26 protein-coding genes and 1 pseudogene are annotated in these 22,999 nt (G+C 71.4%); 13 read left to right on the top strand and 14 right to left on the bottom strand.

Annotated elements, in window-relative coordinates:
- Positions 1-111: 111 nt before the first annotated feature.
- Both DJ74_RS01515 and DJ74_RS01510 read left to right on the top strand, forming a co-directional pair.
- Complete coding sequence (locus DJ74_RS01515; protein ID WP_094526080.1) at positions 112-666, top strand: DUF5810 domain-containing protein; 555 nt, start codon at positions 112-114, stop codon at positions 664-666.
- Between the two features lie 36 nt (positions 667-702).
- A complete protein-coding gene (locus tag DJ74_RS01510; RefSeq protein ID WP_094526079.1) occupies positions 703-1,140 on the top strand; it encodes a DUF5809 family protein in 438 nt (145 codons plus the stop codon).
- Between the two features lie 144 nt (positions 1,141-1,284).
- On the opposite strand, the gene icd is transcribed toward DJ74_RS01510, so the two are convergent.
- The 3 genes from icd to DJ74_RS01495 all read right to left on the bottom strand — a co-directional run bounded on the left by icd (position 1,285) and on the right by DJ74_RS01495 (position 5,316).
- Positions 1,285-2,547: an isocitrate dehydrogenase (NADP(+)) gene (icd, locus tag DJ74_RS01505; RefSeq protein ID WP_094524111.1), complete on the bottom strand. Its 1,263-nt coding sequence runs from the start codon at positions 2,545-2,547 to the stop codon at positions 1,285-1,287.
- A gap of 96 nt (positions 2,548-2,643) precedes the next feature.
- Positions 2,644-3,660 carry a glycosyltransferase family 2 protein gene (locus tag DJ74_RS01500; protein ID WP_094526078.1) on the bottom strand — a complete coding sequence of 339 codons (1,017 nt, stop codon included), beginning with the start codon at positions 3,658-3,660 and terminating at the stop codon, positions 2,644-2,646.
- 78 nt (positions 3,661-3,738) lie between these two features.
- Positions 3,739-5,316 carry an HTTM domain-containing protein gene (locus DJ74_RS01495; RefSeq protein ID WP_094526077.1) on the bottom strand — a complete coding sequence of 526 codons (1,578 nt, stop codon included), beginning with the start codon at positions 5,314-5,316 and terminating at the stop codon, positions 3,739-3,741.
- 124 nt (positions 5,317-5,440) lie between these two features.
- Between DJ74_RS01495 and DJ74_RS01490 the strand changes: the two genes are divergently transcribed.
- The 9 genes from DJ74_RS01490 (at position 5,441) to DJ74_RS01445 (ending at position 12,683) form a co-directional block, all read left to right on the top strand.
- Positions 5,441-6,358 (top strand): isoaspartyl peptidase/L-asparaginase, encoded by a 918-nt coding sequence (locus DJ74_RS01490; protein ID WP_094526082.1) that lies wholly within the window; start codon positions 5,441-5,443, stop codon positions 6,356-6,358.
- Positions 6,359-6,948: 590 nt separating this feature from the next.
- Complete coding sequence (gene cofD, locus DJ74_RS01480) at positions 6,949-7,980, top strand: 2-phospho-L-lactate transferase (RefSeq protein WP_094526075.1); 1,032 nt, start codon at positions 6,949-6,951, stop codon at positions 7,978-7,980.
- Positions 7,977-8,792, top strand: coding sequence for a dihydropyrimidine dehydrogenase (locus tag DJ74_RS01475; protein WP_094526074.1), 816 nt, complete (start codon positions 7,977-7,979; stop codon positions 8,790-8,792). Before cofD ends, DJ74_RS01475 begins: the two co-directional genes overlap by 4 nt.
- Positions 8,789-9,763 carry a triphosphoribosyl-dephospho-CoA synthase gene (locus DJ74_RS01470; RefSeq protein WP_094526073.1) on the top strand — a complete coding sequence of 325 codons (975 nt, stop codon included), beginning with the start codon at positions 8,789-8,791 and terminating at the stop codon, positions 9,761-9,763. Before DJ74_RS01475 ends, DJ74_RS01470 begins: the two co-directional genes overlap by 4 nt.
- Positions 9,760-10,425, top strand: coding sequence for a DUF447 domain-containing protein (locus DJ74_RS01465; RefSeq protein ID WP_094526072.1), 666 nt, complete (start codon positions 9,760-9,762; stop codon positions 10,423-10,425). The genes DJ74_RS01470 and DJ74_RS01465 overlap by 4 nt, the downstream gene beginning before the upstream one ends.
- Positions 10,426-10,517: 92 nt before the next feature.
- Entirely contained in the window at positions 10,518-10,712 is a 195-nt protein-coding gene (locus DJ74_RS01460) for a 30S ribosomal protein S17e (RefSeq protein ID WP_094525791.1), read from the top strand.
- 106 nt (positions 10,713-10,818) lie between these two features.
- On the top strand, positions 10,819-12,054 hold the full coding sequence (locus tag DJ74_RS01455; protein WP_094526071.1) for a tripartite tricarboxylate transporter permease: 1,236 nt from the start codon (positions 10,819-10,821) through the stop codon (positions 12,052-12,054).
- Positions 12,055-12,234: 180 nt separating this feature from the next.
- The gene (locus DJ74_RS01450) at positions 12,235-12,414 is read left to right on the top strand and encodes an HVO_2753 family zinc finger protein (RefSeq protein ID WP_092565370.1); all 180 of its coding nucleotides are present in this window, start codon (positions 12,235-12,237) and stop codon (positions 12,412-12,414) included.
- A gap of 2 nt (positions 12,415-12,416) precedes the next feature.
- Positions 12,417-12,683 carry an elongation factor 1-beta gene (locus tag DJ74_RS01445; RefSeq protein WP_092565372.1) on the top strand — a complete coding sequence of 89 codons (267 nt, stop codon included), beginning with the start codon at positions 12,417-12,419 and terminating at the stop codon, positions 12,681-12,683.
- Between the two features lie 105 nt (positions 12,684-12,788).
- Here DJ74_RS01445 and DJ74_RS01440 read toward each other — a convergent pair whose 3' ends face one another.
- The 7 genes from DJ74_RS01440 to DJ74_RS18980 form a co-directional block, all read right to left on the bottom strand.
- Complete coding sequence (locus tag DJ74_RS01440; RefSeq protein WP_094526081.1) at positions 12,789-13,163, bottom strand: co-chaperone YbbN; 375 nt, start codon at positions 13,161-13,163, stop codon at positions 12,789-12,791.
- 75 nt (positions 13,164-13,238) lie between these two features.
- On the bottom strand, positions 13,239-14,237 hold the full coding sequence (locus DJ74_RS01435; RefSeq protein ID WP_094525793.1) for a Gfo/Idh/MocA family protein: 999 nt from the start codon (positions 14,235-14,237) through the stop codon (positions 13,239-13,241).
- Between the two features lie 78 nt (positions 14,238-14,315).
- Positions 14,316-14,561 carry a hypothetical protein gene (locus DJ74_RS01430; protein WP_094526070.1) on the bottom strand — a complete coding sequence of 82 codons (246 nt, stop codon included), beginning with the start codon at positions 14,559-14,561 and terminating at the stop codon, positions 14,316-14,318.
- Positions 14,562-14,727: 166 nt separating this feature from the next.
- Positions 14,728-14,943 carry a CbaC protein gene (locus tag DJ74_RS01425; RefSeq protein ID WP_094525795.1) on the bottom strand — a complete coding sequence of 72 codons (216 nt, stop codon included), beginning with the start codon at positions 14,941-14,943 and terminating at the stop codon, positions 14,728-14,730.
- The gene (locus DJ74_RS01420) at positions 14,940-16,730 is read right to left on the bottom strand and encodes a b(o/a)3-type cytochrome-c oxidase subunit 1 (protein ID WP_094526069.1); all 1,791 of its coding nucleotides are present in this window, start codon (positions 16,728-16,730) and stop codon (positions 14,940-14,942) included. The genes DJ74_RS01425 and DJ74_RS01420 overlap by 4 nt, the downstream gene beginning before the upstream one ends.
- Entirely contained in the window at positions 16,727-17,242 is a 516-nt protein-coding gene (locus DJ74_RS01415; RefSeq protein WP_094526068.1) for a cytochrome c oxidase subunit II, read from the bottom strand. Before DJ74_RS01415 ends, DJ74_RS01420 begins: the two co-directional genes overlap by 4 nt.
- Positions 17,243-17,248: 6 nt before the next feature.
- Entirely contained in the window at positions 17,249-17,422 is a 174-nt protein-coding gene (locus DJ74_RS18980; RefSeq protein ID WP_170938294.1) for a hypothetical protein, read from the bottom strand.
- A gap of 97 nt (positions 17,423-17,519) precedes the next feature.
- Between DJ74_RS18980 and DJ74_RS01410 the strand changes: the two genes are divergently transcribed.
- Both DJ74_RS01410 and DJ74_RS01405 read left to right on the top strand, forming a co-directional pair.
- A complete protein-coding gene (locus tag DJ74_RS01410) occupies positions 17,520-17,726 on the top strand; it encodes a hypothetical protein (protein WP_094525798.1) in 207 nt (68 codons plus the stop codon).
- A 31-nt stretch (positions 17,727-17,757) separates the two neighbouring features.
- Positions 17,758-20,214, top strand: coding sequence for a cation-translocating P-type ATPase (locus DJ74_RS01405; RefSeq protein ID WP_094526067.1), 2,457 nt, complete (start codon positions 17,758-17,760; stop codon positions 20,212-20,214).
- A gap of 7 nt (positions 20,215-20,221) precedes the next feature.
- On the opposite strand, the gene DJ74_RS01400 is transcribed toward DJ74_RS01405, so the two are convergent.
- The 4 genes and pseudogenes from DJ74_RS01400 to DJ74_RS01390 form a co-directional block, all read right to left on the bottom strand.
- Positions 20,222-20,464: a SelT/SelW/SelH family protein gene (locus DJ74_RS01400; protein WP_094525800.1), complete on the bottom strand. Its 243-nt coding sequence runs from the start codon at positions 20,462-20,464 to the stop codon at positions 20,222-20,224.
- 77 nt (positions 20,465-20,541) lie between these two features.
- Positions 20,542-21,225 (bottom strand): HAMP domain-containing sensor histidine kinase, encoded by a 684-nt coding sequence (locus DJ74_RS19520; protein WP_254922119.1) that lies wholly within the window; start codon positions 21,223-21,225, stop codon positions 20,542-20,544.
- A 57-nt stretch (positions 21,226-21,282) separates the two neighbouring features.
- Entirely contained in the window at positions 21,283-21,624 is a 342-nt protein-coding gene (locus tag DJ74_RS19515) for a hypothetical protein (protein WP_254922118.1), read from the bottom strand.
- A 152-nt stretch (positions 21,625-21,776) separates the two neighbouring features.
- A pseudogene (locus DJ74_RS01390) lies at positions 21,777-22,862 on the bottom strand (UbiA family prenyltransferase); the annotation flags it as partial.
- Between the last annotated feature and the right edge of the window lie 137 nt (positions 22,863-22,999).

Below are 22,999 nucleotides of genomic sequence, written 5' to 3'. Positions count from 1 at the left end.
TCTTAACTTAACATCACCGCCGCTCCGCAATCACTCGCTTATAAACAAACGTCGTCATCTCCGTATTCGTCCGACGCCAATTTACGCTTCACGCGCGAACCCGGGCACATAATGGGATACGCGTGCCCCGTCTGCGAGACTCCCCAGCGCGACGGCGAACACCTCGCGCATCACCTCGCCTTCACGGCGATGCTCCACGGCGACGACCACGAGGCGTGGCTCGACGACCGCGTCCCCGACTGGAGCGAGCAGGACCCGGCCGGGCTCGCCGCCGAAGTAACTCCTCGCGCCGAGGACGCCGAGTACCACGAGGTGTTCGAGGACACCGTCGACCGCGGGCGACCCGACGTCGATCTCGGGGACCACGACCACGCGGGAGGGGGCGGGGCCGGACACGGCCACAGTCACCAGGCCGGCCGCGACGCCCCTCGCGCCGGGGGCGCCGTCAACGAGTCGGGCGCGACGGACCCGGAGACCGAAGCCGCGCTGCGCGAGGCCCGCGAGTTGACGCGGAAGATGTTCGAGGACGGCGAGGGCGACGAGGAGGCCGACGCCGATCGCGACGACGCCAGCGGCGACGTCGATGATCCCGACGCCGACGACCCTGCCAACGACGACCCTGCCACCGACGACCCTGCCAACGACGACCCCGATCCGTCCGCGTAACGGAACGCCCTTTTCAGTCGGCGACCAACGCGGCGTATGCACACCAGAGGGACGTTCGCTCCCGAGACCCGCGCCGACGCGCTCGAACGCTACGAGGAGGTCGGCCCGGTCGCGCAGGTCGTCGTCCGCGAGGCGACGAAGGCGATGGAGTTCGGCGCCGACGAGTACGACGAGCGCGTCACGCCGGAGGTCGTCCGGACCGCCCGCGACGCCACCTTCGCCGAGCTGCTCGCGGTCCACGTCGGCGACGAGGCCGAGTTCGACGCGTGGCTCGCCGACAGCGAGTTCGACGCCGACGACGTGGTCCGGATCGGCTCCGACAACGTCGACAAGCTCGTCTGGCACCCGATCCCCTTCGCCGACACCGTGGTCGCGGCGACGTTTCAGGAGGAGCCCGACGCGGCCGCCAGCACCCTCCGCCGGAACGCGTTCGGGCGCGTCTACCGCGAGGAGTTCTACGAGTCCGGGCGGTAACTCCCTCGGCGCTATTCTTCCCGGCGCCGCGGCTCAGTGTCGGAGCGGCGCAGTACAAAAAACGAACCGAGGCGGTGAGCGGCGCTTACGCGAGCTTCTCGATGTTCTCGGAAATCGAAGATTTCCGAGCGCTCGAAAAACTGTCTATGACCGTTTTTCGATGTTCTCGACGACGGCGTCGGCGAACTCGCTCGTCGCGAGCTTCTCGCCGCCCTCGATCTGCCGGTGGAGGTCGTAGGTGACCTTGCCGGACGAGATGGTCTCCTCGACTGCCTCGCGCACGAGGTCGGCGGCGTCCGACCAGCCGAGGTAGTCGAGCATCTCGCGGCCGGAGAGGATCATCGCGGTGGGGTTCACCTTGTCCTCGCCGGCGTACTTGGGCGCGGAGCCGTGCACGGGCTCGGCGAGACAGCGACCGTGACCGCGGTTGATACCGGGCGCGATGCCGAGGCCGCCGATCTGCGCGCCGGCGGCGTCGGACATGTAGTCGCCGTTGAGGTTCATCGTCGCGATGACGGAGTACTCGTCGGTGCGGGTCAGCAGCTGCTGGAGCATGTTGTCCGCGATGCGGTCCTTGACGACGAGCGTGCCCTCGGGCCGCTCGCCGTCGTGCTCCTCCCAGAGCTGGTCCTCGGTGATGACGTCGTCGCCGTACTCCTCCTCGGCGACCTCGTAGCCCCAGTCGCGGAACGCGCCCTCGGTGAACTTCATGATGTTCCCCTTGTGGACGAGCGTGACCGAGTCGCGGTCGTTGGCGAGCGCGTAGTCGACCGCCTCGCGGATGAGGCGCTTCGAGCCGAACTCGGAGATGGGCTTGACGCCGATGCCGACGGGGCCGTCGTGGATGACGTCGGCCACGTCCATGTCCTGTTCGAGGAAGTCGCGTACCTCCTCGGACTCGTCGGTGCCGGCCTCCCACTCGATGCCGGCGTAGACGTCCTCGGTGTTCTCCCGGAAGGTGACCATGTCCATCTCCTCCGGGTTCTTGACCGGCGAGGGAACGCCGTCGATGTAGTAGGTCGGGCGGACGTTGGCGAACAGGTCGAGCGTCTTGCGGAGCGCGACGTTCAGCGAGCGGAAGCCGGCGCCGACGGGGGTCGTCAGCGGACCCTTGATCGCGACGCGGTGGGTGCGGATGGCCGAGACGGTGTCCTCGGGGAGGTTCTCGTCGTACATCTCTCGGGCGCTGGCGCCGGCGTAGACGCGCATCCACGCGATGGACCGCCCGGTCGCCTCCGCGGCCGCGTCGAGGACCTGCTGCGCCGCCGGCCCGACGTCGGTGCCGATCCCGTCGCCGTGGATGATCGGGATGATGGGATTCGACGGGACGTTCAGCTCGCCGGTCTCCTCGTCGGCGAGCGTGATCGCCTCGCCGTCGTCGGGGACGTCGACCTTATCGTAGCTCATGAACGTTCGTGCGTTGTCGGACCCGCGTAAAGTGCCTGCCGTTTTGTAGCGCGCGCCGAACCGCCCGACAGCGCCGGATTCAGGTTGTTATCCGGCTCACCGCTCCACGACCTCGACGTCGAACATCGACCGCCACCGGTAGCGTCGACCGCCCCAGACGAACGTCCGACGCGCGAGCGCGTACGCGAGCAGTGCCGGCGAAATCAGGACACCCGGACCGGCGAGCAGGAACGTCGCCCGTCGGATCCCGAACCTCGCGTACGCCGCGCCCGACAGGGCCGTGACGAACGCCACGCCCGCTATCGGCGCCAGCAGGCACAACGCCGCGAGGCCGACCGAGAGGAGGAGGTTGACCGCGGCCGCCGCCGGCTCGTGGTGTCGCGTGATCTGGAAGAAGCGGACGAACCGCTCAAGCGACTCGCGCGTCGACCCGCCCGCCGCGACGGTTCGGGTGCGGTCGGCGGCGCTCACGTCGAGGTGCTCCACGAGGGTCCCGTCGTCGCTGACGGTCCGGCGGAGGTCGCCGAGGAGGGCGCCCTCGTCGAGGTCGTCCCGTTCGAACACGACCGCGCCGCCCCACGCGATTCCGCCGCGGGAGAGCGGCAGCGTCCCGCCGATGACGTACGCCGGTTCGAACAGCCGACCGAGCGGGTCCGCTCCGACGAACACGGGGACCTCCGTCGTCGGTCCCTGTCGATCGTAGTCGGCGTTGAGCTCCGCGAGCCACCCCTGCGGGTGACGGAAGTCGTCGTCGGTCCAGACGATACGGTCGTGTCCGGCGGCCTCCATGCCGGCGGCGATCGCGTTCGACTTCCCCGAACACCCCTCCGGCTCTCCCGCGACGACGACGCGGACGCCGTCCGGCAGGCTGTCGGCCTCCCCAGCGTCGCCCTCCCGTCCGACGCTCTCTCCAGCGTCGCCCTCTCCAGCGCCGCCATCCCGTCCGACGCCCCCGCCCCGACGCTCGGCCACCGGGTCGTCGTCGTCGTCGCAGATCACCAACAGCTCGTCGCCCTCGCCGAGCTGGGCGGCCACCTCCGAACACGCCTCCGTCCAGTGAACCGTCGGCAGGAGCACCGACGTCGGCGGGTGAGATCGCTCGCTCTCCGTCACGTCGATCGGTTCGGGCGGGGGACAGATAAGTGGTCAGCCGCTCGTCGGTCGCCCCGGTCGCCGCCCCGGTTCCGAACGTTACCTCGGCCGACACTCCCGCGTTCCGAGCTCCCTGACCCGCGTTTCGCCGCCGTCCGTCACGTCGATCTCGACCGCCGCGGCGGTCACCGACGCGACGTCCTCCCCCGCGAGTCCCGCCGACCGGTCGCAGAGATACGTGAGGAGCGGGTCGACGCGGGCGGGCGCCTCGTCGTCCGCCAGCAGGGTGAGGTACTTCCGCCAGCGCGCGGTGGGGTACGCCCGCGCGTCAGACGGAGGCCGGTCGACCGCGACGGGGTCGCCGTACAGCGCGTCGATCCGGTCGCCGTCGGCGGTCGCCGCCGTCGCGAGGAAGCGCGCGTCGATCGAACTCGGGTTCGGCGCGAACATGTCCCAGCCGTGCTCCGCCGGGCCCGCCGTCGCCGCCACGGGTTCGGGCGCGTCGACGAGCCCGGCCGCCATGCCGTTCCACGCGAGCAGCGACACGAGGAGGACGGCGGCGACGGCGGCGGCGACGCGACCGCGGACCGCCCGGTCCGGAAGGACGCGCGCCGCTCGGTTTCTCGGCCCCTCGTTTCGCGGGTCGCCGACGAGGGCCGACTCCGCGGCCCGGCGGAGCCGCGCGCCGGACGGTCCGACGGCCCCCTCGACGCGGTCCCAGACGAACGGCGGGAAAAACGGGAGCAGGGCGGCCGCCGAGACCAGCGGGAAGACGCCGAGCTGGAGCGTGAACGCCATCGAGAGGTGCGCGGCGAACAGGCATCCGGCGAGCGCGGCCCGGACCCGTCCGGCCGACGCGACGAGCAGCGGCGACGCGACGAGCAGCGCAAGCCAGCCGTAGGTGGCGGCCGCGAGCAGCGGCGCCGCCTCGGGCAGCAGCCCTCCGAGCGGCCCGTGGAGGTACGTGAGCCGGAACACTTGTCCGACCGCCTCGCCTCCGGTCCACGCCGTCCCCCTGAGCTTCTCGACCGCGTTGGCGCCGTAGACCACCACGACGACGGCCAACAGGAGCGCCGACGCCGGGCCGGCGAAACGGTCCTCGCGGGCCGCTCGGACGGAGTCCCCGAGCGACGCGCCGCCGCGCACGGCGTCGACCGACCAGCGCGCGCCGAGGGGGCAGAACAGCCCGGCCGCGAGCAGTTGGACGAGCAGCTTGTCGCCCGCGTTGAGCACGAACGGGTTCCGCGCCTGTAGCGACGCGAGCAGGACCAGCGAGACCGCCGTCGCCACGCGGGTACGGTGGCCGGTCGCGAGCGCGACGGCGGCGACGGCGGCGACGAGGAACAGCAGCGCGACGGACCACGCCTCGCCGGAGAGCGCGTGCAGCGAGAGGCGAGCGGCGAGGGGGTACGCCTCCGCGAGCGCCGAGCGCGGGAGCGCGCCAGCGTCGGTATAAAAGGCCGTCAGGTTCCGAGCGCGCAGTCCGAGATCGACGAGGAGGGCGATCCCCAGCGCGACCCGAAACGCCGCGAGGGCGCGCCGGTCGACTCCGACGCGGGCCCGGACTGCGCTCCGGAGGCGACGACGGACCGAGCCCCGAACGGCAGACTCTCCGTCGGGGTCGGCTTCGAGACCCGCGGCGGGGTCGTCGTCGGCGCGCTCTCGGTGCTCGTCCACAATGGTGGCGACTCCCCGAGGCGCGGAGATAGGTCTTGCGGCGGGGACTCGGATCGACTTCCGCCGCTTTCCCGACCCTTATCGGGGCGCCGGGGGACCTCCGAATATGCCACAGCGCCCCTCGATGCGCGTCGTCGTCCACGGCGGCGCCGGCGGCGTCCCGGACGAACCGGCGCGGAGACAGGAGACGCTCGACGAGGCGGCCGACCGCGGCGCCGACGCCGAGACCCCTCTCGACGCGGTCGTAGCGGCGCTCGCGCCCCTCGAATCGAGCCCGCGGTTCAACGCCGGCGTCGGCGGTGCGGTCCAGTCCGACGGCGTCGTCCGCACCGACGCCGGCGTGATGACCTCGGACCGGGCGGTCGGCGCCGCCTGCTCGATGCCGGGCGTCGAGCACGCGGCGAGCGTCGCACGTGTCGTCCGCTCCGAGACGCCGCACGTCTTCGTCTCCGGCGCCCACGCCGTCGACCTCGCCGACGAGTTCGGCGTCGAGACGGGCGTCGACCTGCTCACCGACGAGACGCGCGAGCGCTACGAGGCGGAGGACCCGCCGCGAGGCGGCCCCCGCGAGCACCTCGACTGGCTCGCGTCGCGGTTCGGGTCCGGGGACGATCACGCGGGGCAGGGCTCCGGGAGCGACGCGGACGGCGACGGGAAGCACGACGCGCCCGACCACGACACGGTCGGTGCGGTCGCGTCCGACGGCGAGACGTTCGCGGCGGCGACGTCCACGGGCGGCCGGTCGTTCGCGCTCGCGGGGCGGGTCGGCGACGTGCCGCAGGTCGGCTCCGGCTTCTTCTGTACCGAGGCCGGCGGCGCGAGCGCGACGGGGGCCGGCGAGGACATCGCGCGCGTCACGCTCTCGCGGCGAGCCGTCGACTTCCTCGACGAGGGGCTGGGCGCGCAGGCGGCGGCCGACCGGGCGATCGAGGAGTTCGATGAGATCACCGGGTCCGGGGCGGGGGTCATCGCCCTCGACGATGACGGCGTCGGGAGCGCGTTCAACACGGACGGGATGCAGACGAGCGTCGCTCGCGAGTAGTCGTCGATTGGGATCGCGCCGAATACAGACGTATGGGTCAACGCGACGGCTCAGGGAGGACAGCGCGACGGCTCAGGGAGGACAGCGCGACGGCTCAGGGATGAACGTCACGTGGATTCCCCGAGTACGGGTCGATGCTGGCTGACGGCGCTCCCTATCGAGGTGAGTATGACGAAGACCCCGATTACGACGAGTACGACTCCGAGAACCGGTTCGGACAGCCGGTAGAGCAGCCACCCCATAGCGACGTTTGCACCCGCCAGAGAGAACGGGTAGACGGTCCGTAGCAGGTGCATCGTTCTCGGATAGGTGTACGCAGATACATATTAAATAGGCTACTAAAACACAAACAACCGGTTAAGTTTGACCACCGATCGGGTGGCGATCGCCGACGCGCGTCCGGTGAGTCGCATCGAGCCTCCGTCGTCCCCGTCGCCGGCTTATCGATGCTCTAAACGACGGGGACGGCGCGTTCAACGATGCCTCTGCGGCCCACCACCGCTCGAGGGCCTCATCGGGGTTCCCGACGCCGATCCGCGTCGCCGCCCGCGGAGGCGAGGATACAAATCCGCCCGCCGCCTTGCCCGCGTATGGTCACGTTCCTCGCCGGCGGCACGGGGACGCCGAAGCTCCTCGACGGGGCGACCCGCGTGTGGGACCCCGCGGCGATCGCGGTCGTCGCCAACACGGGCGACGACGTCGAGCTCGGCGGCCACCTCGTGTGCCCGGACGTCGACACCGTGCTGTTCGCCGGCGGCGGCGTCCTCGACCGCGAGACGTGGTGGGGAATCGCGGACGACACCACCGAGACGCACGCCGAGCTGCGCCGGCTCGCAGGGGAGGTCGGACTCGGAACGGCCCCGCGCTACCTCGACGTCGAGGCGCAGACGGCGGGCCGCGAGATCGCCCGCTGGCGGCGCTTCTCCGGCGTCGGCGAGTTCATGGAGATCGGCGACCGCGACCGAGCGGTCCACGTCACGCGCACGAGCCTGCTCGACGAGGGCCGCACGCTCACCGAGGCGATCCGGACGCTCGCCGACGCCTTCGGCCTCGACGTCGGACTCCTCCCGATGTCCGACGACCCGGTCGCGACGCTGGTCCACACCGAGGCCGGCGAGACGATCCACTTCCAGGAGTACTGGGTCGCGCGCCGCGGCGAGCCCGGGGTCGCCGACGTGGAGTTCCGGGGCGCCGCCGACGCCGAGCCGACCGCCGCCGTGCTCGACGCCCTCGCCGACCCCGTGGTCATCGGCCCCTCGAACCCCGTGACGAGCGTCGGCCCGATGCTCGCGCTCCCCGGGTTCGAGGCCGCGCTTCGCGAGACCCCCGTCGTCGCGGTCTCGCCGTTCGTCGGCGACGAGGTGTTCTCCGGGCCGGCGGCCGACCTCATGGCCGGCGTCGGCCGCGACCCCTCGACCGCGGGCGTCGCCGACGCGTACCCGTTCGCCGACGCGTTCGTCCTCGACTCGGCCGACCCGACCGAGCTCCCCGACCGCCACGTCGAGCGTACTGACACCCGAATCGACGACGCGGACGACGCCGAACGCGTCGCTCGGGCCTGCGAGCGCGCGCTGGCGGCGGTGACGGACGCGTCGGCGACCGACGCGGAGGTGGCGGAGTGACGGCGAGCGAAGACGACGGCCCGACCCCGTTCCTCGTCGCCGCCAGTCTCAGCGGCGCGGCCGACGCCGACTGGGCGGGCGCCGCGGCCCCGCACGTCGACGCGGCGATGCTCGGCGGGATCGCGCTTGACCCCGCCAGCCGGGCGGCCGCGCGCGACCTCGTCGCCCGGGGGCGCTCGGAGTTTCTCCCCGCCGAGCCGCTCGCGTGGATCGACCGGCAGCTCGCCGCGCTCGCCGACGCGCCGGTCCGCCCCGGCGTCAACGTCCGCAGCGCGACCGTCGGCCCGGTGCGCGAGGCGGCGGCGGTCTGCGCCGCCCGCGACGCGGTCTGCGAGGTCAACGCCCACTGCCGGCAGCCGGAGCTGCGCGCGGTCGGCTGCGGCGAGTCGCTCCTCCGCGACCGCGACCGGCTGGCCGACTACGTCGCCGCCGCGGCCGAGACGGGCGCGACGACGAGCGTGAAGGTCCGCGCCGAGGTCCCGGGCGTCGACCTCGTCGCCGTCGCCGACGCCGTCGCCGAGGCGGGGGCCGACTGGCTCCACGTCGACGCGATGGATTCGGAGCGCGTCGTCGGCGACCTGACCGCGGATGACCGCGGTCTCCGCACCGGGCTCACCGTGATCGCCAACAACGGCGTCCGGGGCCGGCGGACCGTCGCCGAGTACGCCGCGCACGGGGCCGACGCCGTCAGCGCCGGGCGCCCGACCGAGCGTCCGTCCGAGCTCGCGCGTATCGCCGAGGCGGTGCGCGCTTGGCGGGAGGAGGAACTGCCGGCGGACGAGACGGCGCGGCGGCGGGAGGCGCCGCCGTGACTGCCGCCGGCGACCCGGTCGACGACGCGACGCTCGCGCTCCTGCTCGAGGTCGCTGGCACTCCCAAGCCCGGCAACGTCGACCGCCGCCGGGACCTCGGCGACCTCCGGTTCGAGTCGTTCCTGGGCGGGGCGGTCGGCGCCCGCGAGGGGCTCGAACTGGCCGCGGGCGGGGCGGCCCCCGTCGGGGACGCCTTCGAGCGCGCGGTGGTGGGGATGGCCGACCGAGCGGGGACGAACACGCAGTTCGGCTGCCTGCTACTGCTCGTTCCGCTGGTCCGCGCGACCGTCGCGGGAGCGGACGCGTCCGCGGGGCGCTCCGCGCGGGCCCCCTCCCCAGCGGCCGTCGACCGAGTGACCCGCGAGGCCACCGTCGACGACGCGGTCGCGTTCTACCGCGCGTTCGAGCACGTCGACGTCGCGGTCGCGGACCCGCCCGCGGACGCCGCCGAGCTGGACGTCCGCCGCGGGAGCGACGCGGCGCCGACGCTCCGCGAGCGGGGGCTGACGCTGCGGGACGTGATGGCGCTCTCGGCCGATCCCGACCGCTCGGACCGCGCCCCCGACCGCAACGCGCAAGAGTGGGTCGAGGGGTTCCCGCGGACGTTCCGCGCCGCCGAGTGGATACGGGACGATACGGGGCCGCTGACCGATCGGGCCGCGCGCGCCTTCCTCGGACTCCTCGCCGCCGAGCCCGACACGCTGGTCGCCGCGACCCACGGGCTCGAGGCGGCGCGCGAGGCGAGCGCTCGGGCGGCCGCGCTGCTCGACGGAGCGGACGGGGTCGGCTCGGAGACCGCCGCAGGGGTCGGCGGCGTCGACACCGACGCGGTCCACGGTGCCGACCTCAACGCCGCGGACGGGTTGGCGACGGCGTTCGTCGACGAGGAGATCAACCCCGGGACGACGGCGGATATCACCTGCGCGGCGCTGTACGTCGCGCTCCGACGCGGCGCGGAGGTGGCGCCGTGACCGACGACGGATCCGACGGGAGCCGCGGCGGGGCGGCGGACGTCGCCGACGCCGTCGCGCCGGACGGCTGGCCGGTGGCGCTCCGCGGCGTCACCGAGTCGATCGTGACGACGCTCGGCCCGAACGACCGCTGGAACGTCGCGGCGCTCGGGCTCCACGCGCCGGACGACCCCGCTGACCCCGTCACCGCGCGGACCTACGGCCGAACCCGGACGTGGCGGAACTTCACGGAACGCGGCGGCGGCGTCGTCCAGTTCACGTCCGATCCGCGCACCTTCGTCGACGCCGCGCTGACGGTCCGGGAAGTCGACGAGCCGGTCCTCGAAACGGCCGACGCCTGGGTCGAGGTCACCGCCGAGGAGGTCGGAAGCGAGACGGAGGGCGACACCACGATTCGGACGTGGTCGCTCGATCCGGCCGAGAGCGCGGTGCTCAGAGAGCGCGTGCCGACGATCAACCGCGGGTTCGGCGCGGTCGTCGACGCGACGGTCGCCGCCTCGCGGCTCGACGTGCCCGCCTTCGAGACGGCGGAACTGCTCGATCGGCTGGCGTACTTCGCGGACGTGGTCGACCGCTGCGGCGGGCCGGCCGAGCGCGAGGCGTTCGCCCGGATAGACGAGGCGACCGGCTGGCGGGAGCGGGCGGGAGGCGACGAGGAGTGACCGCGACCGAGCGGGCGATCGACGCGAGCGCGCCTGCGGCCCGTTCGCGGCGTAACGAACCCTTTTAGTTCGGCCCGGCGGTATCGCTCGGTATGGCCATCAAACCCAAGTACATCAAGCAGCTCGGAAACGTCCTGCTTGAGCGGTATCCCGACTCGTTCAACACGGACTTCGAGACGAATAAGGAGAGCGTCACGGCCCTGACGACCGTCGAGTCGAAGGGCGTCCGCAACCGGATCGCCGGCTACGTCACTCAGAAGAAGTCGCAGGCGGCCCAGAAGGCGTAAACGGGCTCGAGTTTTCGACCGCCTCGCCTCAGTCCCCCCGAGCCGCGGCGCTCGGCTCACCGATCACCCCGCCGCTTATGCCTCAAGCCGCGGCCACCTCGCCGCGATGGACGCCCTCGTCCGCCCGGTCGTCGACCCGACCTTCGCGGCCGCCGCGCTCGCGTTCCTGTGCGGCGGCGTCGCGCTCGGCGCCGTGAGCGGGCTCGTCCCGGGCCTCCACGCGAACAACTTCGCGCTGTTGCTCGCCGGGTTCGCCCCCTCCGTCTCCGCCGACCCGCTCCTCGTCGGCGTCGCGATGCTCGGCGCGGGCGTCGTCCACTCCTTCCTCGACATCGTCCCCGCGCTCGCGCTCGGCGTGCCCGACGCGGCGACGGCGGTCGCGGCGCTGCCGGGTCACCGGCTCGTGATCGCCGGCAGGGGGCGCGAGGCGATCCGGCTGTCGGCGGTCGGCTCCGGGCTGGCGGTCGCGCTCGCGGTGCCCCTCGCCGTGCCGATCACCTGGGCCATGGTCCGCGGCTATCCGACGGTACGGGCGCACCTCCCGCTGCTTCTGGCCGGCGTCGTCGCCTTTCTCGTGCTCACCGAGTCGTCGAAGCGGGCCGCGGTCGGCGGCTTCGTCGCGTTCCTCGCGAGCGCCGCCCTCGGCTTCGCGACCCTCGACGTCGACCCCGCGGCGCCGCTCGACGCCGGCGGCGTCCTCGCGCCGCTGTTCGCCGGGCTGTTCGGCGCGCCCGTGCTCGTCGACGCGCTCGGCGGCGAAGGCGTCCCGCCGCAGGCCGACGCGCGGATCACGATGGGTCGCCGGGACCTCGGCGTGAGCGCCGGCGCCGGGTCGCTCGCGGGCGCGGTTGTCGGCTACGTCCCCGGCGTCTCCGCGGCGATCGCCGCCGTCGCCGCGCTGCCGGCGGTCCCGCGCGAGGAGGGCGACCGCGGGTTCGTCGTCGCCACGAGCGGCGCCAACACGGCGAACACGATCTTCGCCCTGTTCGCGCTCGTCGCGCTCGGCACGCCCCGAACGGGCGTCACGGTCGCCATCGATCGCGCCGGCGTTCCCTTCGCGCTCCCGATCCTCCTCGCGGCCGCGGGGACCGCGGCGGCCTGCGGGTTCGCGCTCGTCCTCCTCGTCGGAGACGCGTACCTCCGCGTCGTGGGGGACGCGGACTACACTCGGCTGTCGGTCGGCGTCCTGGCGCTGCTCGCCGCCGTCTCGTTCCTGTTCGCGGGGGCGTTCGGCGTCGGCGTCTTCCTCGTCGCCGGCGTGCTCGGGCTCGTTCCGCCGCGGGTCGGCGCCCGGCGGGTCCACCTGATGGGCGTGCTGATCGGACCGCTGATCGTCGGCTGAGCGCCGCGATCCTTCGTTGCCGCCGACCGCGAGTCGCGCTCCGCGGTCCTCCGCTCCCACCTACCGTCAGCCGCGCTCCGCGGGCTCGACGCCCGAGCGTCGAGGTACCGAATCGCACGCCGCGATCGGCGTCGGACTCAAAGAACAACGGTTAAAAGTCGCGCGGTGGTGTTTCAGAGTATGAGCGAGAGTGAAACGCAGGGCACCCGTCAGTGTGTCTCCTGTGGTATTCAGGTGGCCGGTATGAACGCCGCGCGGTTCTCCTGCCCGGACTGCGGGGCGACTATCCACCGGTGCGCGAAGTGCCGGAAGCAGAGCAACCTCTACGAGTGCCACGACTGCGGCTTCCGAGGGCCCTAGTTATGGGAGACGTCGCCGCCAAAATCAAGGTCATGCCGAACAGCCCCGAGGTCGACCTCGACGACCTGCAGGACCGACTCGAGGAGTCGCTCCCGCAGGGCGCGAAGATCCGCGGCTTCCAGCGCGACGACGTCGCGTTCGGCCTCGTCGCCCTCCTGCCGACAGTCATCGTCCCCGACGGCGCGGGCGGCACCGAGGCGGTCGAGGAGGCGTTCGCCGACGTCGACGGCGTCGAGTCCGTCGCCGTCGAGAACGTGGGCCGGCTGTAAGGTCGACGCCGGCGTCGACCCGGAACTCGGACGCGTTTTCGTTCCGTTTCGCACCGTTTCTTTCGCTTCGCCAGCGACGAGCGCGTCTCGTCCCGCCGTGACCGGTTACTCCGTGTGTTCGCGGACCCAGGCGGAGAGCTCCTCGCCGGGGATGAATCCCTCCGCTCGGCGCGCGACGGGCTCGCCGTCGACGAACAGCACGAACAGCGGGACGCTCCGCACGTCGAACCGCTCGACGAGCGGCGGATCGTCGCGGGGGTTTATGAGGGCGACATCGACGTCGAGCGCGCGGGCGACGTTCCCGAGGACGGGCTCCATGCTCGCACAGATGCCGCACCCGTCGGTGTAGAACTCGACGAGCGCGGCGTCCGCGTCGGCGACGAACGCGTCGAGCGCGTCCGCGTCCGCGAGCGGCGTCGGACGACGGGCGCTCTCGTCCCCTCCCGCCCCGGCGTCGCTGGCAGCAGTATTGGACATTATACGCACTATTCGGGCCGAACGCTAATAAACGCTCGCTCGACGGGGTTGCGCACGCGACCCGTCGGCGGATCGGGCTCAGGAAACGTCGACAGCGCCGCCCTCGGCGGCGCTCTCGGCGAGCGCGTCGACGACCCGCATGTTCGCTATCGCCTCTCCACCGCCGGTCAGCGGGGCGGTGCCGTCCGCGACGCAGTCGGCGAAGTGTTCGACCTGCAGCCGGTACTGGTCCACCGGGTCGAACGTCTCGACGCCGCGCCGGTCGTCGATCTCGTAGGTCAGCTCCACCGGCTCGTCGTCGGGCGCGTCGAACGCCCGCTCGACCTCGATCCAGCCGTTCGTCGCGTCGATCCGATAGCGCTGGACGAGCCGCGTGTCGAAGCCGGAGGCGACCCGCGCCGACCGGCCGTCCGCGTACTCCAGCACGCCGGCGAGCTCCGTGTCGACGCCGGCGTCGCGGGTGTCGTTCGCGTGCGCGTACGCCCGGTCCGGCTCGCCGAGGACCGCCCTCGCGAGAGACACGGGGTAACAGCCGACGTCCATCAGCGACCCGCCGGCCAGCGCCGGGTCGAGCCGTACGTCGTTCGGTCGGCCGTACAGCGGGAACCGGAACGCCGAACTGACGGTACGCACGTCGTCCAGTTCTCGGTCGACCAGTTCGAGGACCCGCTCGGTGCGGGGGTGGTACCGGTACATGAACCCCTCCATCAGCGTGACGCCGCGGTCCTCGCAGTGGTCGACCACCTCGCGCGCCTCCGCCGCGTCGGCCGCGAGCGGCTTCTCGCAGAGCACGTGAAGCCCGGCGTCGGCCGCGCGGGTCGTCCACTCGGCGTGGAGCCCGTTCGGCAGGGGAACGTAGACCGCGTCGAGCTCGTCGTCGTCGAGCAGCGCCTCGTAGGAGCCGTAGCTCCGCGGGATCGACTCCGACTCGGCGAACGCCGCCGCTCGGTCGCCGTCGCGCGATGCGACCGCGCCGACCGCGTGGTCGCTCGCCGCGATCGCCGGGATCACCGCGTCGCGAGCGATCCCCGCGGTGCCGAGCACGCCGAACGTAAGGGGGTCACGCCGTGTTGACATACGCGACCACCGACGGGCCGGATCATAAAAAGGGTCGGTGACTCCGCCCCGGGCCGATCGGCGGTCGTCCGCGCCGCGCTACCGCTCCGGGGGCTCCGGATCCACGAGCGGCGAGTCCGCGTTGGCGCACTCGGGTCGACCGCAGACGCCGGCGTCGTCGCCCGCGCGCGAGACCCCGTCGGAGAGCGACTCGATCTCCCACCTCACCTCGTGGCCGGTCGCCGACTCGTGCTCGTCGAGCGCGGCCCGCGCGGTCGGGAGGCCGTCGTACCTCGCCTCGAACGAGCAGTCGACACACCTGACCGCGACGCGCGTCCGTGCCATAGCGAATATTGGTCGGAGACCACAAAACCCTCGCGGTATGACGGCCGTGCGGAACCGGAACCGGCAGACCGAGCACCGACGGGAGGAACGGCGGACCGAGAGTCGATAGGAGGAACTGTAGGCCGAGAATCGACCGAGGGATCGGCCGGACGGAGAGGTCCAGCCCCTACGCCGGCTCGTCCTCCTCGGGCTCGGTCCGCCAGCCGCCGGTCAGGGTGATCACCCACAACAGCACGCCGGCGAGCACGAAGACGGCGGCCATGTACGGGAGCAGCGGTAGCTCGATGCCGACGAAGTCGAGCACCGTCCGGATCTCGTAGACGATCACGCCGAAGACCGCGAACGCGACCAAGAGCCCGCCGCGGGTCATGTCGAAGCTCATAGGATCACCCCGGCGAGCGAGGCGGCGCCGCCGACCGCGCCCAGTATCGGCGTCACCGCGGCCGCGAGCGCGTCGAGCGTCGGTGCGATCCACGCCGGATACGTGCCCACGCCCGGGCCGAGCAGTCCGCCGCGGTTGATGATCGCCGCCAGCGGGAGCGCGTACGCGAGGACGACGAGCGTCAGTGCGATTCCCACCCAGAGCCGGAGGCTGTCGAGCACCTGCGGGGCGTCGTCGGGGCCGGACAGCGCCGGCGGGAGCGACTCGGCGAGCCCGGACACCTTCGGGTTCCCCATCGTGAGCACGAGGTTCCCGATGAACAGCACCGTCGAGACGAACAGCAGCGTTCCGCCGACGGCGATCTGGACGTTGAGCTCCTCGAACCCGCCGAACATCGTCGGGTAGTCGAAGCCGCTGTACTCGGGTTCGGCGGTCCGGCGGGGCACGCCCATGATCCCCTGGGCGTGCATCGCGTTGGACATCAGCGCCATGCCGACGAACCAGACGACCACTTGGAACAGCCCGATCGCCCGGCTGTACACGGGCTTGTTGGAGATCTGCGGCCAGATCCAGTAGGTGGCGGCCATGAAGGTGAGCGCGACGGCGGTGCCGACGGTGAGGTGGAAGTGGCCGGGGACCCAGATGGTGTTGTGGATCATGTAGTTGATGTTCATGCCGGCGTTGACCATGCCGGAGAAGCCGCCGGCGGCGAACATCAGGCCGGCGAGCATCATGCCGGTGAACTCGGGCTTGCGCCACGGGAGGTCGGTGAGCCAGCCGAGGAGGCCGGTGCCGCCGCGCTGGCGGGCGCCGTACTCGACGCTCGCGACGACCGTGAACGCGGTGAGCAGGCTCGGCAACAGCAGGAACATCGTGTTGGTCATCGAGATGAACTTGAACCCCTCTGCGATCCCGGGGTCGAGGTACTGGTGGTGGATGCCGACCGGGGTAGAGAGGAGGAGGAAGAGGACGAACACGACGCGTGCGAGGGGGTCGCTGAACAGCCGGCCGCCGGCGATCTTCGGGAGCACCGTGTACCACAGGAGGTAGGCGGGCATGAGCCAGAAGTAGACGACGGGGTGGCCGAAGAACCAGAACAGGGTGCGGGTGAGGGTGGGGTTGACGGAGTCGATGAAGCCGAGCGACCACGGGAGGAGGAAGATGAGCACGGAGGCGGCCACGGCGGAGGAGGCGATGTACCACATGGCCATGGTGGTCAACACCATGAATGTCTGGAGCGGGATGCGTTCGTCGGGGTGGTCGCGTTTCCAGGCGAGGAAGGTGCGGAACCAGTCGGCGCCGGCGATCCAGGAGCCGACGATGAAGACGGCGAGGCCGGCGTAGAACATGGGATGCGCCTGGAGGGGTGCGTAGAAGGTGAAGAGGACGTCCGCGCTCATGTCGAGCGCGGGGACGAAGCCGGCGAGGATGGAGACGCCGGTCATGGTCATGCCGACCGCCATGATCGCGTACCACGTCCAGGTGATCCGGATGTCGATGAGCGGTCGGTCGAGGCTCCGGGTCACCGCCCAGGTGAACAGCCCCACGAGGAAGAACGTGGTGAAGCTGATCGCCAGGAACACGCCGTGCGCGGTGAGGGACGTGTAGTAGTCGGTCGAGGAGATGATCCCCCGGAATACCCCGGTTCGGTGGAGCGTCTGGATGATCCCGAAGATCGCTCCGAGCGCGAGCGCGAGGAAGGAGCTGAGGAGCGCGGCGCGGACGATCCGCGCCTCGTCGGGGAACTTGTCGACGAAGGACTGCTCGGCCTCGATGGCGTCGCTCACGCGTCGTCACCCCCGCTGTTCCGCTCGTCGAACTCGGCCTGACTGACGACGTTGACCTTCCCCTCCATGACGTGGTGGCCGGCGCCGCAGTACTCGTTACAGATGAGCCCGTACTCCTGTCGGTCGTCGGTCTTGACGGTGATCTGAGAGACTTCACCGGGAACGACCATCGTGTTGGCGTTGGTGCCGGCGACCTCGAACCCGTGGATGACGTCCCGAGAGGTGACGTAAAACGTCACGGTGCTGTTTTCGGGGACGACGATCGGACTCGGCTCGAAGCCGAACTGGTAGGCGACGACGTAGGCGGCGTACTCGTTGTCGCCGACCTGCTCGACGCGGGGTTCGGAGAAGCGGTCGTCCTCGTCGAGCGCTTGGGCGTCGATGGGGGGTTCGCTGTCGGAGACCATGGCGACGCCGGGGCCGACGGCGCCGTAGGTGACCGAGCCGATGAGCAGCAGTATCAGGAGGATGGACGCCGCGAGCCAGAGTTTTTCGTAGGCGTGAATGTGCATACGTTGTCACCCCACGACGACCAGGTCGCGGCCGAGGAACTCGATGTAGTAGATGTACACCCACGCGAGCAACAGGATGACGAAGTAGATCGCGATGAGCGTGAGGGTTCCGATCGGGTCGAACTCCTCTTCACCGCTCACATCGTCACTCGATGCGTGTGCGGCTTGGTTTTGTCCCATAGGCCGGCTTATAGACTGAAAGATATATAATATCGATCCGTTCTCGGGGGCTGAAAACACGGACGTTATATATGTTGGCTGGCCCGTACGTTTCGATATGGAATTCTCGCTCCAGCGGGCCGTGCTCCTCGTGTTGGGCGGCCTCGTCCCGGCAGCGGTGTTCATCGCCGACCGGGCGGAGATATTCGTCGCCGTGACGCTCGTGAACGTGTTGATCATCTGGGGGAGCCTCCACGTCGCGACCGGCGGGAGCCTCCGCCCCGGGTCGGCCTCGTCCGACGCGGCGGATCCGGACGAGGCGTAGCGTCGTCGGCCGACCGCCGGACTCGAACCCAATGTCGAACTGCACCCTCTGTGACCTTCCGACGGGGGACGACCCCCACACCGCCCCCGACGTCGACGGCGAGTTCTGCTGTCGCGGCTGCCTCGCGGTCGCCCGCTCTCTGGACGACGTCGACGACGTCGACGACCTCGACGAACGTCGCCCCGAGGCGCGGGCCGACGAGGCGTTCGACGGGGAGACGACGTTCCTCCACGTCGACGGGATGCACTGTGCGACGTGCGAGTCGTTCCTCGAACTGACCGCCGGCGAGCAGGAGGGCGTCGCGGCCGCGGAGGCGAGCTACGCCACCGACACGATCCGCGTCGACTACGATCCCGACACCGTGAGCGCCGCGGACCTCCCCGAGCGGCTCTCGGTCGCGGGGTACACCGCGAGCGACCGGGCCGACCCGGACCCGGACGGCGACGACGTCGCCGTCGTCCGCTTCCTGATCGGCGGCGGGCTCTTCGGGATGATGGCGATGCTGTGGTACGTCCTCTTCCTGTACCCGACCTACTTCGGCTACGAACCGATCCTCGACCTCGGCGGCGTCTCGGGCACCTACCTGTTCGCTCAGGTGTGGGTGTTCTCCTCGATCGTCCTGTTTTACACCGGCTATCCGATCCTGCGGGGCGCGTACGTGAGCCTCCGGGCGCGGCAGCCGAACATGGACCTGTTGGTGTCGCTGGCGGCGGCCAGCTCGTACGCGTACAGCACGCTCGCGATGCTCCTCGGCCGCACCGACCTCTACTTCGACGTGACGATCGCCGTGATCTTAGTCGTCACCGCCGGCAACCACTACGAGTCGCTAATCAAACGGCGCGCGACCGGCATGCTCTCCGACCTCACGACGGCCGGCGACCGGACGGTCCGAACCGAGTCCGGCGAGACCGTCGCGGCGGAGGCGGTCGACCCCGGCGATCGGCTCCTCGTGCGCCCCGGCGAGCGGGTCCCCTTCGACGGGACCGTGGCCGAGGGGACCGCCGCCGTCGACGAGGCGCTCGTCACGGGCGAGTCGCTCCCGGCGACGAAGCGGGAGGGCGACGAGGTCCGCGGCGGGACGGTCGTCACCGACGCGCCGGTCGTCGTCGAGGTCGGCGAGGACGCGACGAGCACGCTCGACACGCTCGTTCGGCTCCTGTGGGAGATCCAGAGCTCGCGGTCGGGCATCCAACGGCTGGTCGACAAGCTCGCGACCGTGTTCGTTCCGCTCGTCGTCGCCGTCGCCGTCCTCGGCGCGGCGGCCACCTTCGCGCTCGGATCGGCGCCCGTGGACGCCGCGCTCGTCGGACTCACGGTGCTCATCGTCTCGTGTCCCTGCGCGCTCGGGCTCGCGACACCGCTCGCGATCGCCGCCGGGATCCGCGACGCGGCCCGCCGCGGGATCGTGATCGTCTCGGACGCCGTCTTCGAGGAGGCGGCCGACATCGACACCGTCGTGCTGGACAAGACGGGGACGCTCACCGACGGCGAGATGCGACTGCTCGACACCGTCACCGACGGCGCGTCGCCGGACGAGGTGCGCCGCCGAGCGGCGGCGGTCGAGCGCGCCTCTGTCCACCCCGTCGCCGAGGCGATCGTCGACGCTGTCGCCGCCGACGGCGGGAGTCCCGCACGCGACGACGCGAGCGCCGGACCGGAGACGGCGACCGACGGGGGTGTGACGGCCGGCGACGAGGGCGACGGGACGCGACCCGCCGACGCGCCCCCCGACGCCGCCGACGGCACGTCGACCGCTGCGGTGACCGTCTCGGACCGCGGCGTGACGGGACGGGTCGACGGCGAGGTGGTCGTCGTCGGCCACCGGTCGCTGTTCGCCGGGGCGGAGTGGACCGTCCCGGCGTCGCTCGACGCGGCCGGTGAAACGGCCCGCGAAGCGGGGCGAGTCCCCGTCTTCGTCGGCTGGGAGGGGTCGGTCGTCGGGGTGCTCGTCGTCGGCGACGAGGTCCGTGACGGCTGGGAAGCGGTCGTCACCGACCTCGCCGACGGCGGGCGGCGGGTCGTGGTGCTCACCGGGGACTCGGCCGCCGCCGCCCGGCGGTTCGAGGAGCACCCCGCGGTCGACGAGACGTTCGCGGAGGTGCCGCCGGAGGCGAAAGCCGAGACCGTGCGGCGGCTCGCGGCGACCGAGCGCGTCGCCGTGGTCGGCGACGGGAGCAACGACGCGCCGGCGCTCGCCGCGGCCGACCTCGGCGTCTCGGTCGCGAGCGGGACCGACCTGGCGGCCGACGCCGCGGACGCCGTCCTCCTGGAGGACCGTCTCTCCGCGATCCCCGAACTGTTCGCGGTCACGCGCGGAACGAACCGGCGGCTCAAGCAGAACCTCGGCTGGGCGTTCGTCTACAACGCGGTAGCGATCCCGATGGCGATATCGGGCGTGCTCAACCCGCTCCTCGCCGCGCTCGCGATGGCGACGAGCAGCGTCCTCGTAGTGACGAACTCCGCGCGTCCGATTTATAAAGAGGAGTGACGAGGCCTCACGCCGTCGCGCCGACGTGCGGCCTGACGGCGCGCACGATGGCGTCCACGTCGTACTCGTCTTCGGTCTTGTCGAAGACGACCTCGTCGCCCGCGCGGACGACGAACACGCCGTCGTCACCCGTGACGAGGGCGACCTCGTCGAGGTCCTCGCCGAACTGCTTGAACAGCGCCTCCGAGACGTCCTGAGCGCGGTTCAACATCCCGCACGGTACGCAGTACTCGATCTCGACTCGGGTCATACGTCTCGCGTTTCGCGTCGAACGGACTTAAAAACCCGCCGCGCGGTCGGATCCTCCCACGGCGATCGCTCGTGTCGCTACTCCGACCGGTCGACGCCGGTGATCTCGAACCGCGCGCCGCCGCGGTCCCCCTCGCCGATCCGCAGTTCCCATCCGTGGGCGTCGACGGTCCGATCGACGATCGCCAGTCCGAACCCGGTTCCGTCGGCAGACGACGTGACGCCGGTCTCGCACACTTCGTCGACTCGGTCCGTCGGGATCCCGACCCCGTCGTCTTCGACGAAGAAGCCGTCCGCCCCGTCCAGCGTCCCCACGCGAACGGTCACGTCGCGGCCGCCGTGTTCCACGCTGTTCCGAAAGAGGTTCTCGAAGACGTGCGACAGTCGGTCGCGATCGGCCCGCACCGTCGCCGACCCGTCCGCGCGGAGCGTCGCGTCCGCCGTGTCCACGCGCGACCAGCACTCTCGCGCGCACTCCGCGAGGTCGACGTCGCCGGCGTCGTCGACGCTCTTCCCCTCGCGGGCGAGCGTGAGCGTCTCGTCGATGATCTCGTCCATCCGATCGAGCGCGGGCTCGGCCGCCTCGATGTGCTCGTCCTCGGGGTGGGCCCGTCTGGCGAGGTCGATACGCCCGCGGACGACGTTGAGGGGATTCCGGAGGTCGTGCGAGACGACGCTCGCGAACTCCTCGAGCCGGTCGCGCTCGCGGCGGAGGTCGGCCTGTCGGAGGCGACTCCGCTCCGCCGCGACCTCGCGTTCGATCGCTTGCGCCTCGAACAGCCCGATGAGCAGTCCGATCCCCCCGCCGAAGCCGATCGCTCAGCGGATCCAGCCGAACACTTGAAACGCCGTCTCGGTCGGAAGCGTCATCATGAACCCGACGTTGACGAGGAGGAATCCCGACGCACCCGCGACCCACCAGCGGTTGAGCCGCGGGTACCGGGCGGGGGATAGATCCGACCTCGATATCCGGTAGACGACGTACCCGACCCCGACGACGACCAGCGCCGTCGAGGCGAATCCCACCCAGTAGCCGCCGGGTGCGGGAACGATCCCGACCGAGAGGACGACGGCTTCCGCGACGAGCGCGAGCAGGAGTACGGCGCCGAGTCCCCAGACCGGCCACAGCGGACGGACGACCGCTCTCGGCGAGACGTCCATTCAATCACCGTGACTTTCTCGGGGAGGTATATAAACGATAGCAGTCCGGCTATTAGCGCCGATACGCCGGCACCGGCTCACTCAGACCACGAGCGCGTCGATCACGACGGCGAACAGCAGCAGACCGAGGTAGGCGTTCGAGGCGTGGAANNCGCGAGGTTGTAGAAGTGCGCGGGCGTCCACAGGAAGATGACGAGGGCGAGCAGCAGCCCGCCGCCGCCGACCTCGCCGGTCACCGCCGCCCAGCCGATGAGCGCCGGGAGCGCGCCGGCCGCGCCGCCGATGACGGTGTTCTGGACCGTGTTCGGCTTCAACACGAGCGTGTAGACGACGCTGTAGAACACGATCGCGACCAGTCCCAGCGCCGCCGTGAGCGGGTTCACCGTCCAGAAGAGCCCGAGCGAGACGACCGTCAACAGGAGCCCGAACGCCAGCGCGTTAGTCACCGGCACGAGGTCGGTCGCCAGCGGGCGATCGTTGGTCCGCTGCATCCGCCTGTCGATGTCGCGCTCGAACACGTGGTTGAACGTCCCGGACGCGCCGATCGAGAGCGCGCCGCCGGCGAGCGTCGCGGCCACGGCGTACGGCGTGAACCCCGGCCCCCCGGCGAGCGCCATCGCCGCCGCGGCGACGAGACAGAGCAGCCACATCAGGCGGGGCTTCATCAGCCGGAAGTACGCCGCTGCGGTCGCTTTCAGTCGGGGGAGCGTCGCCCTCGGGATCTCGGGCTCGGGCGCCTCCTCGACCGGCGGAAGGTCGTCGGTCCCGGGCTGGAAGTCGACCGGTGCGTCGTCGGGAGCGCCGGTCGCCGCCTCCAGCCACCACGCGAGCGCGGCGAGGACGGCGCCGAAGATCGCCACGCCCAGCAGGAGGTGGACGGGTCCAAGCGAGACGGGGAGGTCGCCGACGGCGACGAGCGCGCCCACGCCGGACTGGGCGGGGAACAGCAGGAGCGCGGCCGCGAGCGCCGCGCGGACCCGACGGCTCGCCCCGTCGAGCCACGCGAGCGCGACCGAGAGCGCCACGAGGACGCCGACGACGGCGGCGATCGCGCGGTGACCGAGCGCGACCCACCCGGCGCTCTCCGTGGGGAGCGCGGCGCCGTCGCCGCAGAGCGGCCAGCCCGAACAGGCGGCCGCCGCCTCCGTGAGCGAGGTCGTGGCGCCGACGACGAGCAGGAGGTATACGCCCATCGCCGTCGCCGCGAGAACCGCGGGGAATCGGTCGGGTACCGTCACTTACCCGGGTTTGGGAACGGACCCATATATGTCCCGCGCTTCGGTGAATTCGCCCCAGGCGCGCCGGTTAGCTCCGGATCTATCCCTGTTCGCTGCCGTCCCGGGGCGCGTCGACGGCCTCGCGTGACCCGTCGCCC

This window comes from Halorubrum sp. Ea8, assembly GCF_002252925.1.
Lineage (GTDB): Archaea > Halobacteriota > Halobacteria > Halobacteriales > Haloferacaceae > Halorubrum.
The sequence above is the reverse complement of the archived record's forward strand: the minus strand, read 5'-3'. Positions and strand labels throughout refer to the sequence as shown.